Source organism: Pseudoalteromonas sp. Cn5-37, from assembly GCF_021532495.1.
GTDB classification, from domain to species: domain Bacteria; phylum Pseudomonadota; class Gammaproteobacteria; order Enterobacterales; family Alteromonadaceae; genus Pseudoalteromonas; species Pseudoalteromonas simplex.
Map to the genome: position 1 here is coordinate 971,684 of NZ_JAKGBA010000001.1, position 15,010 is coordinate 986,693.

At 42.1% G+C, this 15,010-nt stretch carries 8 protein-coding genes; 5 read left to right on the plus strand and 3 right to left on the minus strand.

Annotated elements, in window-relative coordinates; genetic code table 11:
- Nucleotides 1–116: 116 nt before the first annotated feature.
- Nucleotides 117–1,469 carry a magnesium transporter gene (locus L1266_RS04425; RefSeq protein ID WP_054551829.1) on the minus strand — a complete coding sequence of 451 codons (1,353 nt, stop codon included), beginning with the start codon at nucleotides 1,467–1,469 and terminating at the stop codon, nucleotides 117–119.
- Between the two features lie 259 nt (nucleotides 1,470–1,728).
- Here L1266_RS04425 and L1266_RS04430 point away from each other — a divergent pair, with 259 nt between their 5' ends.
- The 3 genes from L1266_RS04430 (at nucleotide 1,729) to L1266_RS04440 (ending at nucleotide 8,467) form a co-directional block, all read left to right on the plus strand.
- The gene (locus L1266_RS04430) at nucleotides 1,729–4,488 is read left to right on the plus strand and encodes a cadherin-like domain-containing protein (protein ID WP_235376955.1); all 2,760 of its coding nucleotides are present in this window, start codon (nucleotides 1,729–1,731) and stop codon (nucleotides 4,486–4,488) included.
- 258 nt (nucleotides 4,489–4,746) lie between these two features.
- A complete protein-coding gene (locus L1266_RS04435; protein WP_235376956.1) occupies nucleotides 4,747–7,404 on the plus strand; it encodes a TonB-dependent receptor plug domain-containing protein in 2,658 nt (885 codons plus the stop codon).
- Complete coding sequence (locus tag L1266_RS04440; protein WP_235376957.1) at nucleotides 7,397–8,467, plus strand: cytochrome-c peroxidase; 1,071 nt, start codon at nucleotides 7,397–7,399, stop codon at nucleotides 8,465–8,467. The genes L1266_RS04435 and L1266_RS04440 overlap by 8 nt, the downstream gene beginning before the upstream one ends.
- A gap of 36 nt (nucleotides 8,468–8,503) precedes the next feature.
- Here L1266_RS04440 and L1266_RS04445 read toward each other — a convergent pair whose 3' ends face one another.
- Both L1266_RS04445 and L1266_RS04450 read right to left on the minus strand, forming a co-directional pair.
- The gene (locus tag L1266_RS04445) at nucleotides 8,504–9,502 is read right to left on the minus strand and encodes a helix-turn-helix domain-containing protein (RefSeq protein ID WP_235376958.1); all 999 of its coding nucleotides are present in this window, start codon (nucleotides 9,500–9,502) and stop codon (nucleotides 8,504–8,506) included.
- The gene (locus L1266_RS04450) at nucleotides 9,486–10,403 is read right to left on the minus strand and encodes a GGDEF domain-containing protein (protein ID WP_187489936.1); all 918 of its coding nucleotides are present in this window, start codon (nucleotides 10,401–10,403) and stop codon (nucleotides 9,486–9,488) included. Before L1266_RS04450 ends, L1266_RS04445 begins: the two co-directional genes overlap by 17 nt.
- Nucleotides 10,404–10,687: 284 nt before the next feature.
- On the opposite strand from L1266_RS04450, the gene L1266_RS04455 reads away from it, so the two are divergent.
- Entirely contained in the window at nucleotides 10,688–12,988 is a 2,301-nt protein-coding gene (locus tag L1266_RS04455; protein ID WP_187489937.1) for a TonB-dependent receptor plug domain-containing protein, read from the plus strand.
- 58 nt (nucleotides 12,989–13,046) lie between these two features.
- Complete coding sequence (locus tag L1266_RS04460) at nucleotides 13,047–14,975, plus strand: phytase (RefSeq protein ID WP_187489938.1); 1,929 nt, start codon at nucleotides 13,047–13,049, stop codon at nucleotides 14,973–14,975.
- Nucleotides 14,976–15,010: the final 35 nt, after the last annotated feature.

Sequence of the window (15,010 nt, forward strand, 5' to 3'; positions counted from 1 at the left end):
ATGGCAAAACAAAACGTCGTGATATTGGAATTGTAGGTAATTGCAACCAATACCCGTAAAGAAACAGCATAATCGAAATGAAGCTGGCTAATTATCTTAGCCAGCGCATTAACCACTTAAAGTAAAAGAAGACTACCCAGGCCAAGGAAAGTGACAAAACCAACAATATCGGTGACTGTGGTAAGGATCACAGAACCTGAAAGGGCTGGATCAATTTTAAGCTTATCTAAAATCGATGGGATCACCACCCCTGATAACGACGCGGCAACTAAGTTAAGTAAAATAGCGATAGTGATTGTTAAACTTAACATACCATCGTTGAACCAAAAATAAGTGAGTACACCAATCACAAAGGCCCAAACACAGCCGTTTAATGCCCCTACTCTTAGCTCTTTCTTTAACAGTGCTTTGCGGTTGGAGTCGGTAACCTGACCAAGTGCTAGACCGCGTACAATAACCGTTAACGTCTGACTACCTGCAATCCCACCCATAGAGGCAACAACTGGCATCAGTACCGCCAGCGCAACCACTTGCTCTATGGTTGCGCCAAACAAACCAATAAACCAAGATGCTAAAAATGCCGTTGCTAGGTTTATACCAAGCCAAATACCGCGGTTTTTTGCCGACTTAGTGACACTTGAGAACAGATCCTCGTCTTCACGAAGACCACCGGCTTTTGCAGCGGCTTCGTCGGTCACTTCTTGACGCAATTCATAAGCAGATGACACTGACAATCGGCCTAATAATTTGTTATCGGCATTCACAACAGGCATCGCCATTTGTTCACTATGAATAACCACTTCAGCAGCTTCGTATAGGTCGTCATCAGCATGTAAAGCCGATACATCAAGGTTCGCGTAATCAAGCAGGCTGTCGTTATCATTGGCTTTGAATAATGCATTAATTGCCACTTCACCAATTAATGTACCTTTGCGACTGACCAAATAAATCACCTCGGTGTATTGCGGTAAGCCTTTTTGAAAAATTTTACGCGCGCCAGCCACGGTGAGTTTTTCTGATACTTTTAGCGCATCAAAATCGAGCCAGTGACCTAACTGCTCTGGGTTATATTGCTGTGCAAGGTCGTACTGCTTTGTTTGAACTTCATCAAGTTGTTTACGTGCATAATCAACAAAGCGCTCAGGAATAATTTCTTCGAGTTCAAGTAATTCTTCTACGCTCACTTCGTCAAGTAGCTTAAAACCTTCAGCTTCATCTAAGCTTTGCAATAACCAGCGACAGCTATCACCGCCTAAGTTAATGAAGATTTCATGTTGCGTGTCTTCATCGAGTAATTGCCAAATCTCTAGACGTTGCTCTTTAGGTAGCGCTTCAAACAATAAAGATAAATGTTCTGTAGAAAGCTTTTCTTTAGCATCAGCGAGTAACTTATTTTTACGCGTTGTAGTGTCACACTGAAGCAAGTCATCAATTAACTGGGGGAGTTGGTCAACAGGATACTCAATCATTTGAGACCTCGGTTAATTACATCAATAACAATAGTCTAACGCAGCTCGGGAAAAATAACTGCTATGAATTAGCTTTAATTTTCAATGATGCGATTATTCTCAGATGGAAAACATAGTTTCTACCTAAGCTTTCAAGTCTGAGTCACTACAGTTGCATAAAAATGCACAAATAAACGCTATTAAGATCTATTATCATTCGTATTATAATGATAACATTCCCTCCCTTTTGAAATTACCAATAATAAATGCGGGTATAAACATGACTAATAGAATAAAGTATTTACCACTTGTGATTGCATTTGCACTCACTGGCTGTGGCGGTTCAGATAGTAATAATGCACCTGAGTTCACCAGCAACTCAGCGTTCACTCTAGATGAAGATACATCTATTACAGGTCAAGTTGTGGCAACAGGTGATAATGCTGTTAGCTATACCCTCGGCTCTGCAGCAAGTAACGGGATATTTGCTTTAAATGCTGATGGTAGTTTTAGCTATACCCCAAAAGAAGATTTTGCAGGCCAAGACACAGTAACCGTTACCGCCACTGATGGCAGCTTAAGTACTGATGCAGTACTTACTTTTACGGTTAATAACGTTAACGATGCACCAACGCTTACGAGCCAGTCAATCACTGTAACCACCTCAACAACGACTGAAGGCACATTAGTATTTAATGATGTTGACGGTGACACTGTGACTGTTTCTTTAGTAACGGCCCCTGCCAACGGCACCCTTACTCTAGATGAACAAACGGGTGAATTTCTATTCACAGCTGATACGTTGTCAGAAATTAATGACAGTTTTGTTATCGAATTTACCGATGGCATTATTAGCTCGCCTATCAGCGCAACCATTGAATTAAAACCGTCCTATGTGACTAACGAAGATAAACTTAATTACTACTACAGCTCAAATAACTCTCATTTAAAACAAGCACAAGCGATTAGTGACAATATCAATGATGATGTTTACATGGACGAAGTAAACACACAATTAGCTATTGGTTATCTTATTGCAGGCTTTGCTGAGAAAGCAGACGAACACTTCAGCAAAATTTCAGCAATAGACACAAAAGCAAAAGCCTATTTAGATGCAGCTAAATCTCTTGATTTAGTAAGTTTAAGCGAGAGGGCTTTAACGTTTAGACAAGATGCTGCAACTCTTTACAATCAGTACCTTGCTGAAAAAGGCCTAGATAACATCAGCAGCTCAGATCCGGGGTTTTATCTGACTCTAACCAATCAATACAACACAGCTGGCCAAACCGAATACGCTCAAGCCATGTTAGACACACTTAAACTTTATGCAAATGAGGTTTATACAGAAGAATATAATGCGACTTATATTAGATTTATATCTGCAATCAAAAAAACCGTTGAATCTTCTAAAGATCAATACGCAGCGACTCACACAGAAACAGTAAGAAATGAAGGAGTAAAAGTCACCCAAGCCATGGCCGAGTTAAGTGAAAAAATCGGTTATTTTACTCAAAAATCAGGTGACTACAAAGGCCAACCAACTGAGCGTATGAGAGTGCTTTACATTGCATGGGCTGCTCAATCTTTTATACAGCTCAATGAAGTTGATTTGGCAAAATATTATACGAACTTAGCGCTTTCATATTATGGTGTTGTTGGATTCGATAATACATATAGCTTTACTGCAAGCCCATATGCAGAAGCAACTTTAGCGACATACACCTATCCATTAGAAGTGTTAACAGCAAATATTAAAGCTTTATATGATGTAGAGCTTTCAAATAACCCAGCCTTTGCTTTACTTACAGATCAAGATGACAAAGATGATGCTATTGAATTTTCTTTTGCTTATGAAGTAGCTAACAAACTACAAGCGGGTATCTCCATAGAGGATGCGGTGCAAAACGCTAAAGAATACTTTATGAGTGGCGAAACACCTAATGCAAAAAGTTTCTATCAAACACTTATAACTTCATCAGGCCAACCAGGTGCTGCTGATATTCTTCGAGTTCGAGGTGAAAATGAACTTGGCCTAATTCTGACGGATTACGCCGCAAACATCCTATTTTCTGAAGAGTATGTGTTAAATGAAACTAACGCATATTATGTCACCGGAATATTCGGTTGTGGCGGCCTTGTCGACTTTACCCTTAGTTTAGGTGGGGAAGAACAAGCAAATATTTTTGCACAACGCTGTGCTGAGGTTATAGATTCTTACTTTATAGAAAATAACACTAACTTTAGTACTTCCTCTGCTGCTTATGCTTTAAATCAGCAGTTAGCTATTTTTGGATTTGTATCTCAGAATGACTCGGTAGCCATCACCGCAGAAAGACTTAACACTCAAATTAACTTAATTGAAGAAAAACAAACACAAATAGAATGGCGATTGAGTTCACTCGGATACCTTGTGCAAGCTGGGCTAATTGATATGGCGTTAAATTGGTTAGATATCAGTTTAACCACACTGCAATCAGAACAATCAAACCTTGATATTAATGACTATAAAACTCTACTTGATAAAGTACTTTACGCGACACTTAGTAATAGCGAAACAAGTGGTGGACTATTCAAAAGCTATTCTCTCACCTCATCATTAGCTAGATTCCAAGTAAATAACGAGCAGTATGCTTCAGCTTATGCTGAAACAATTGAAATGTTAAAGCCATTCGTAGCCAATGCAAATACGTTTGTACTCTTACAAACCGATAAAGTTATTCAAAGTAACCTTGAAACATTGCTTACTTTTCAGGCCCGACTTGGCAATGATGCCGCAGTAAAAGAATTAATCGATCACTCAGTCAATGCAGAAGCAGATAAGCTATCACTTACAGCCCTTTATGCTAACTTAGTAGCTAAAAAAGATGACTTCCCTGCATCTTCGATCGCAAGTATCGATACAGACCACGATGGCAAACCTAACTTCTTCCTATCCAGCGCATCAGAGCAAGCAATTGCTGAATCGGGCTTAATTGCTGATAACGATGCCGACAATGATGGTATTGAAGATAGTATCGATGTGACTCCTTTAGGAGAATAACAACATCACAATAATGCGAGGTCGCCTTGCCTCGCATTATTATTCAATAACATTAAGAAAAAAATTTTATATTCAATAGAAAGTCAAACTTTAAAACACATCCGAAATCTCTTCGTATGTTTAGCATTGTAATTTTTCATCATTTACTTTTATGTGTAATGCGCAATAAAAGCAGCATTTAAAAAATGCAATGAAGCCTTACAAGTCATTTGACTGTTCCTATTTTAATCTAATCACTTGTATTTCAGGAGTTTTACCATGCAAATGCGCTACTTATCAGCGTGTTTGATGCTTTTACTTAATGCCCCTATACACGCTAATGAAGTAAAGCAACAAGCAACAAATCCTCAATGTAATGATAAGAACAATAAGCAATGCTCAGATCAAGAGGTAGAGCGCATTACCATTAAAGGGCAATACATAGGGATTGAAGTACCTGAAGTAATTGGTCGCGCCTATTTAGATAGAAACTTTATTGAAGCAACTCCAAAAGGTAATGGTGATATCAACGAATTGATTGCCTTACTGCCGGGCGTGCAATTAAGTGAAGACTACTACTCGATTGATAACCTTGCGGAAATTAGTGCCCCTGAAATTAGTATTTCGGGTGCAAAGCCTTGGCAAACAGGCTTTATGATTGATGGCATGAACTATAACAATCGTCTTGATCCTGCCAGTGCGAGCCGCATTGGCGCCTCTGAAAATGAGGTGTCAGGCGGTGTGCAAAGCATGAATATTAACAGTCAAATCGTAGAGTCAATTACTGTGTACGATCACAACATTCCAGCAGACTTTGGCGACTTTTCTGGTGGCGTGATTGATGCCGAAACGATATCTGCTTTCTCTAGAGAAACACGTGTAAGCTTAGGTATTCGTGGTAATCGCAGTGATTGGGGGGAGTACCATATAATCGATAATGATGAGCCAGATGACACCGCTGAGGGCAAAGACGCCCTTGAGCCACCAACCTATGAAAAAACCAATATCGATTTTTCAATTCAAAAAGAGTTGACTGACAAGCATGCCTTATTGCTAAGCGTAAGCTATTTAAAAAGTGATATCTCAGATGTTTCGCTTTCAGCACAAAAGGTCGAAAGTAGAGAAAACATCAATGCATTACTTAAATACAGCTATCGCGATGGCTGGGTTGATTCACTCGATTTAAGCGTTATGTATGCCCCTTATACTTCAGATTCATACTTGAAAGACGTGCTTAATAGTGACTACCAAGTCGAAGGAGGAAGCTTTGGTTTTACGGCTAATTTAGCTGAAGAAACACGCTTTGGTCACTTCAGCAGTAAGTTTAATATGAGCCAAAGTGATAATAATCGCACAGGGCCTGCGCATTTTTATACTTGGCTTCAAGCAAAAGGCAAAGAGTGGGGTCAATTAGCCGATCAGAGCCCTGATTCAACTCCTGTTTCAAGATACGGCGGTTATGGCAATCTTGATAACACGCAAACTAGCTTTAATTGGCGAAATTCCCTAACACTTGAGCGTAAAAGTTGGGGCAATACTGAGCACGCAATTCGCGTGGGCGCTGAACTCAACCATCAAAACTATGAGCGTACCCGCCAACAAAACTATTATAAGTATGACTCGCCAATTCAATACTCATCAACCAACGCACAACTAAACTGTAGTGGCTATACCCTTGATTGTGTTGAGCAAAATTTTTATGTTGATTTAGATACCCTTGCCGAGCAATTAGGTGGCAGTATCGATTTTAATAATCCAGAGCACTTACTTGCCTACTCGAATAACGTAGCGACAACAGCTCAGTATTTTAACTCACGTTTAGTCACACCCAGTGAACAAATAGACGTAAGCTTAAATAAAGCGGCACTATATGCCACCGATGTGATCACCTGGAAACAGTTTGATTTTCATTTAGGTGTTAGATACGACTACGATGATTTTTTCAAAAATCACAATATCGCGCCACGCTTATCAATGGGTTATGACGTATTTAACGATGGCAATACACTATTGACCGCGGGTTTAAACCGTTATTACGATGCGGGCCTACTCGGTTATAAAATTAAAGAGCAACAAAAGTTTGCTTATCGTGAGTATCGCCCTATTCAAAACGGTTATTTACAAGCTTGGCTTCCTTCTTCTTACACAGGTAACTTCCGCTATATCTATGACGACGTAAAAAGTCCTTACGATGATGAAATTGCCTTAGGTCTTCGTCACGCGACAGAAGATTTCGGTAACTTTGCATTAAAATATGTGCACCGTAACAAAAAAGAACAATTAGCGAGAAACGAAGAAACCAACCTAAAAAATGACGGTTTTAAATATATTACTATTTATAATAATGGTACAGGTGAAAGCGAGCGTTACTCGCTATCTTGGGATGCCAAATTTAACGACCATTCAATATGGGCTAATGCATCTTATAGCCAAAACAGTGAAAGCAATAGCGACTACACTGCAACACCCGATAACACGCCTGTTGAAACACTGGTTTACTATGAGGGTGAGCTGATGAGCTTATCTGAGTTAGATACCCTTAAAGCGAATTTTGGTCGCCCAGTAACTGCTAACTTTGGTTGGAATGCCAACTGGACTGATACTTTTTCAACTGGTCTAACAGCAACCTACAGCGGTAGTTATACAACCGCTATTAAGTCTAGTAACGATCAAAGAATAGGCATTGGAAGTGAATGTGCTACGTGTGGTTCGACCGATATATATATATCCAAATATGAAGCACATACCTTTGACGCTCGTATTATATTTGCCTTAAGTAGCCGTTGGGAGTATCAGGTTAGCCAATCTCAATCTCTTGAAGTTCGACTTGATGTTAGTAACTTATTTAATGCCAGAAGTCACGCTATTACAGAAGGAAATTCAGGTATTGAACCAGGTAGAATGTTTTGGTTAGGGGTATCTTATAACTATGAATAAATGGTTATTTCTCTTAACTTGCGGCATTTTTACAACGAGCGCCTTCACACAAGAGCAATCATTACGCAAGTTATACGCAAAGCCACAGCATGAGTGGCCTGCGATTATTAGCAGTAAAGATGTGCCAGCTGCCCCGCTCAAACCTTTAAAAGCTAAACCGTTTAATCAAAGTGATGAGATCATCACATTAGGCGAAAAGCTATTTAACGATACCCGTTTGTCACGAGATAACACGGTAAGCTGCGCAAGCTGTCATGAGTCTCGTTTAGCATTCTCAGATAGGCGAAAACTAGCTGTCGGCATTGATGGCCAAGTGGGCACCCGAAATACCCAAGCCATTATTGGTGTTGACCATTGGCAAAGTTTCTTTTGGGATGGCAGGGCTAAAACTGCGACAGAGCAGGCATTAATGCCGATTGAAAACCCGATAGAAATGGGCACTTCTGTTGATCTTGTGCTTAACAAAGTAAACAGTGCTGAGGACTATAAAAGCCCAGTATTCAATGCCTTTGGCAAAGAAGCACTAAACAAAGAACTATTGGCTCTTGCGCTTGTTGCCTTTGAACGTACCTTTGATATTCCAGAATCATTATTCACACGCTTTATCGATAAAGCGCAAACGAGTCCTAGTGAAGCGGTTGCACTTTTAGACGATCAACAACTTGAAGGCTTACATCTATTTAGAACCAAGGCGAGGTGTATGACTTGTCATGAAGGTGCTTTACTCAGCGACAATGAATTCCATGTTACAGGGCTGCATTTTTATGGTCGAAAACTTCAAGATTTAGGCCGTTTTGATGCCACCCAAGACCCAGCTGATATAGGCAAGTTTAGAACCCCTTCTCTTTTAGCGTTACAACAAAGTACGCCTTGGATGCACCATGGTGGCTTTCAAAGCTTGCTAGGGATAGTCAACTTCTACAACGCAGGTGGAGCAAGGCCAAAACCGCAAAAAAAATTTAAAGATGATCCAAACTACCCACAGACAACTGAGTTACTGCATAAGTTAGAGCTCAGTAAGGATGAAAAAAATGCACTCATCGCATTTTTAGAAACCCTTTAACTGCACGCTCGCTCTTAGCGATAAGAGCGGGCTTTCTTACCCCTTCAATTGACTTGGCGTAAGCCCGGTCCAGCGTTTAAACGCTCGTCTGAAATTAGCAATATCATAAAATGATAAGCGCATGGCAACTTGCTCATTGCATTGCTCGCGCATGGCAAGTAGGTAAATCGCTTTGCGCTTACTTTGCTCATCATACAAGGTAGAAAAACGTACGCAATGAGCTTTTAATTTACGCTTGAAAGTTGCAGGGCTCATAGCAAATTGGCTGGCGACTTGGTCTAAATTTAACGCCGGATTTTGATAAATTAATCGGCTTACGGCTTCCACAAAAGTGCTATTTGCTGAATCTAATGCCGCTAGCTGCGAGTTAATTTGTGAGAACCGAAAACTACTAAACGCGGGGTTAGTAAGCCTAAGCGCGTGTTTATTTAATACCCAGCGGGTTATAGGCTTTTCAAAAGCAACTTTAAGGCCCAAATGCTGCTCGTATTCTTGGCTATGTCTGGCACGTTTATAGGCAAACTCAAACTGACAAGGTACTCGCTCACCCGCCACTTTTTTAAGAACTTGGTAAAACGCGGCGCTGTAAATTTCCATAACGTACTGGCTTATTTCATCATCCAAGCCCACAGCATTTTGCAGCACAATGTAGTACTGCTCGTTGTGTACATAACTGTAACTAAATAACAAAGGGGCTAGTTGCATGCGTAAATTGTGTAACTGCTTTAAAGCTTGGCCGATATGCGCTGCATGTAACACGCCTTGGGCGGCAACAGAGGTATCGTTTGCTAGTTGACTGCCTAATAAAAAGCCACTGTCGGCGGATTTCATCAACTGCTTAAACTGCGTCAATAAGCGTACTTGCTGCGAAATACTAAACTGATGCTGCACACTCATTAAGTCTTGCTCAAACACCCCTGTGCCTCTGAGTAACTTATGCAGTGCAATGCCGCGACTTAAGGCCAGCTCCACCAGCGTGGTGATCAGTCCCTGTGCGGTGAGGTATTTGTCATCTTGATTAAGATACGGCTTCACAGTGGCTGACTCTTTGTTGTTTTTGTTGTTGTAACTTAGCGTGTAAACGCGAGCTTAAACTTTGTGGTGTATCGCCTTGCATACTTCCTACTAAGGCCGCTGTTACATCTTGAAACTTAGCGTGTTTTTCGCCTTCGACCTTAAATGCACAATGGCTCAGCGCCGAAGTAATTTGCGCCACCAGCTCTTTCGCTTGTGCTGCACTGGTATTTGGCATTAGCACCATAAAGCAGTCTCCTGCATAGCGGCACACCACATCGCTAAGGCGACAATTCATCAATAAAAGCTCGCTCACTTCACGGAGTAAGCGGTCGCCTTCGATAAAACCAAATTCAGCGTTAAAATCAGCAAAACCACGAATATCAATAGCGGCCAGTTGCAATGGCTGCGGCTCACTTAATTGCTCTTTTAGCACTGCTTGTAAGTAATTAGCCTTGTAAAGCCCGGTTATTGAGCACACTAATTCATGCTCCCGATGCTGTGCTTCACGGCGTTTTAGTTGCCTATTCAGTACGTATTGCTCTTGATGCCATTGATACAGCCCAAGGCTTGTGAAAATCATGCCTATCGGCGCAGGCAATGATTCAATCCAAGTAAGCCACGTATTGGCTGGTTGATGTAACCACTCATCAAATAAATCAAGGGAAGCTGAAAACATAAAAAGCCCAAGCCCTAGCACTAAAAAGCTGGTGACTTTGCCGGGCGGCCTCGAAATAAGCAGTGCAGCTATCCAAGTCAGGGTCATCAGTACAATGCCCCCCTCGCCTAAAATATCTAACCATGCGATATCAGCAAGAGGCTTTAATTCTCCTGCTTGCGCGCTTAGCAAAAACGCAATTACAAACAGAGCAATAACGGCATTGGTTAAAAACCGATGATGAGTAAAAGGGTTATATCGCATTCTCAGTACCTAACAATAATTCACGCTGCCATGCTAACTCGTTAGCGTTTAAAGCAGCAGGGTCATATTAGCTCAATGATGTGACAGCAAAGCGACAGTCAAACCTTGTTAAACCCCTTAAGCACTGTATTTACCTTAAAAATATGGGGTTATTGCAGCTCAAAAGTACTTTTAAAGCCCGCTAATCACTTGTTTTTACAGGCTGTTAGCGATTTTCTGTCACATTAGCGTCATTTAAGCTGCGTACTTTGCTCATCAAACCAAGGACAACCAGGAGCAACCCCATGAAACAATTTAAAACGAAGGCGTTAGTAAGCGCCCTCGCCTTATGCCAATTTGCTGCTTACGCACAAGACGAACAAAGCAGCGATGAGAAAAAAGTAAAAGTCTCTGAAGAGCTTGTTGTATATGGCGAAATCGGCTATCGCAACCGCTCACAAGAGCTGGCACCGACGCTTGAATACTCACAAGAATACTTTCAACGTTTTGAACCGCTGACTGCCGGTGATGCATTAAAACGTGTACCGAGTGTGACGTTTTTATCGGATGTTTTAGAGTCTGATGGCGCACGTATGCGTGGCTTAAGCCCAGCTTACACAAAGGTGCTTATCAACGGTGAAGAAGTACCTGGTGCAGGTGCTGACCGCTCATTCTTTGTTGACCGTATTCCTGCCGAGCTAATTGAGCGTGTAGAAATTATTCGTGCTTCAAGTGCAAACCGCTCTGCCGATGCCATTGCCGGCACGCTAAACATTGTATTGCGTGACGGTTACAGCCTAGATGGTGGTTACTTGCGTGCAGGTGGCCTGCGTTATGACGATGGCGAATTAAAAGAAAGCTTTGCTGGTGTTTACGGCACTGAGTTTGCTGGCGGCCGTTTACTACTTGGTGCGAACTTACAAGGTCGTTATAACCCAAAACAAAAATCAAGCCTACGCTATGGCGACAGCCCAGAGAATAACGCCAATTACAAAACCGAAGAATTCGATAACCGTGAAGACCAAACAGACACGCGCGATGGTGACGACACCTCGCTAAACGCCAGCTACGAAATAGCTTTTGATGACGGCAGCAAGTTCGATATCAGCGCGATTTGGGTTGATACCGACCGTACTGAAGATGAGCGTTCATTCGAATATGACGATCCAACAGCAATCAATAACTCAATTGTTGAAGGCGGTAACCTTGAGACCGACAACGCCAATGTATCTTTCATCGATCAAACCAACTACAACATCAACTCGGGTTATGAGTTACCCCTTTTTGGTGGCACCAGTAAATTTAAGCTTGGTTTTGCAAGCTTTGAAGAGTCTGTTTACGAGCAAGAAGTAGAAATCGATACCTCTGAGCTACCTATGGTGTTTGAGGAAGAAGAAGAAACCGTAGACCTGGATGACAAAGAATGGTCATTACAATGGCAACATAGCTTATTTGCAGGCGAGAACAAAACGATTCAATTCGGTGCCTTTGTACAAGGTAAAGAGCGCGATACTGCTGTTTATCAAGCCGAAGGTGAAAGCGAACAAAGCTTTACTAGCTGGGATCAGTTCAACAAAACACCACTGTCACTGGCAGGCTTTAATAACGAGTTTGAAGCAGCCGCTGGTGGTGTCAATAAACTCGAGGAAGACCGCCTAGATGTATTTGCATTAGTTAAGCACGAAGACCAAGACTTCTCATGGGAGCTGGGTGTGCGCTACGAAACAACTGATTCAACCATTACTGACAAAGTAGAAGGTGTAAGCGCTAAAAACGATTATGACTTCTTCTTACCATCGGCACATTTACGCTATAACGTCTCTGAAAACGGCCGTGTTAGTGCATCGGTTGCACGTAGCTTACGTCGTCCTGACTTTGATTACATCACCCCTGCTCTGCTTGAAAAAGAGCTAGGCGATAACGACTTTTTAGGTAACCCAGACCTACAACCAGAATCATCGTGGGGTATGGACTTAGGCTATGAATATCGCTTAGGTAAAAGCGGCGTCGTGGGTATTAATGTGTTCTATCGCGATGTCACTGACCTTATCGAAATAGCCAATACAGGCCAACAAGGCTCAGAAGGTGATGGTACTTACATTTTGCAACCGCGTAACACCGGTGATGGCAACGTAAAAGGTATCGAGCTTGATTTATCAACGCCGCTAAGCGCTATTAGCATGCCAAACACAGGGGTATTCTTTAACTACTCATGGCTTGATTCAGAAGTAGATGACACTTTCGGTAGCCGTAAATTCAACGACCAATCAGACTACGTGTTTAACGTTGGTTTTATTCAAGACCTACCTGATTTAGGCGCTTCGTTCGGTGCAACGTACCGTAAACAAGGTGATGCTTATGGTCGTATCGTGGGTGAAGAAGTAACCACACACTACGGCGCAGACCTAGAAGTATTCGTAGAAAAACGCTGGCAAGACGTCACGCTTCGTTTAGTGGGCTCAAACCTACTTGATGCAAGCAAAGACGAAACCTTTAACAAGTTCGACACGGTTGATGATCAAATCAACCGCGACTTTGACGAGTATGAACTGGAGTCTGAAGAAGCAGGCCCTGTTATTCAGTTAATGCTGCGCTACGCGTTTTAATACACATAATAGTTATTAAGGCAGCGCATTGCTGCCTTGTTGTATATTTGGGGATCCCATGAATTTTAAAAAACTACTTAATCTTGTTGCCAGTGCAGTGATGCTAAGCACCCTAGCAGCGTGTAGCCAAACAACGGCAACTGAGGCACCAAGTAAAAACCAATTAACAGCCTTTGGCACAACTGAAAATATGCAAGGCTCACAAGCAGCAGCCCTTGCTGATGACGCTTGGCTATTAAGCTCACAAAGCCAAGGCCTACAACTTATTGATGTCACTGGTAAACAGCACGCATTACAAAAAGGTAACTTCGAAGCGCTATCTGTTAAGGCGATCGACAAAAACAGTTACCTTGTTGCCAGCATCGACAACGAAGCCGACCAAGCGGTGATTTTTAGCTTACAAAAAGCAGCTAAATGGCAACTAACTGAAATTAGCCGTATCAGCCCACCAAAAGCAAAACCTGAGGCGGTGTGCTTATTTGCCAACCTGACCACTCAAGCCGTGTCAGCATTTGTGGCAGACGCTCGTGGTCTTATCCGCGAATCACTGGTGTTTGATATGGCAAGCAAGCGCGCGTTAAACCTTGAATTACGTGAGTTTGCCGGTGTAAGTGAAACATCAGGCTGCGCGGTTGATGATAACAGTAAAACTCTTTATTTAAGTGAAGGCGAGCTAGGCATTTGGCAAATTAACGCCGACGCTGAATCGCGCGCCGATAAAAAGCCCCTTGCTATGATGTCGCCATTTGGCAGCTTAGCGCCTGAAGTTGGCGGCTTAAGCACAACAGAAGATGGCAGCTTATGGTTTACCACCTCTGAAGATAACCAATTACATCGCTACGAAAGCAGTACTAAACGTTTTAGCAGCTGGCAATTTGCTGGTGAACTGGCGATTGAATCTGCCGCAGTGCGCTTTAACAATAATCAAGCTGATATTGTGCTATACGATGATGAATCAGGTCATTATGTAAAAGGTCAAATAGATGGGCAGGCTAAACAACATAATAGCGCTAAAACAGCGGCTGTTACTTACATCAATGCACAAGCGCAAACCGATGCTGTTCGTGCTTTTGGTGATGCCGCCGATGACCCTGCTATTTGGGTAAACCCTAAAAATGCAGCAAAAAGCCTGATCTTAGGTACCGATAAACGCCGCGGTTTAATGGTGTATGACCTTGCAGGCAAAGAGCTACAAGCGCTAGAAACAGGCCGTTTAAATAATGTTGATGTGCGCCAACATGCCAGTATCAACAACGCAACGAATACCTGGATTGCAGGTAGTAACCGTACTCATAACAGCATCAGTGTTTACAGCGTCGATACTCACAATCAGGTGCAACATTTTGCTGAGCTGCCAACGACTCTAAACGAAATTTACGGTATGTGTATGTACTCATCAAACACAGGCAACTATGTGTTTATGAATGACAAATCAGGCCTGTTTCAGCAATACAAACTAACAGGTGATAATGAGAGCGTATCAGCACAACTAGTGCGCGAGTTTAGTGTTCCAAGCCAACCAGAAGGTTGCAGTGCTGATGATAAAACCGCACAGCTATTTTTAGGTGAAGAAGACGAAGGTATTTGGTTTATTGGCGCTGAGCCAACAGCAGGAAATAAACCTGTAATGCTACAAACCGTGAACGATATGCTGGTTGATGATGTAGAAGGCATGGAAATCTACCACGCAAAAGATGCTCGATATTTAGTGGTTTCTAGCCAAGGTGATTACAGCTATGTGCTTTATAAAATTATTGATGGCAATACCCCAAGCCTTGAGTTTGCGGGTAAGTTTGCAATCAGTAATAACCTAGAGTTAGCAATAGATGGCGTATCAGAAACCGATGGCCTAACGGTCACACCGGCTGCACTACCGGGCTACCCTGAAGGGGTGCTAATTGTGCAAGATGGTTACAACCGTATGCCACAGGCACCGCAAAACTTTAAGATTATTGACTGGCGCGAGGTAAAAAAAGCTATTCAATAAGTTACTCTGTAGGGTGCTCGGTTTATCTGGGCACC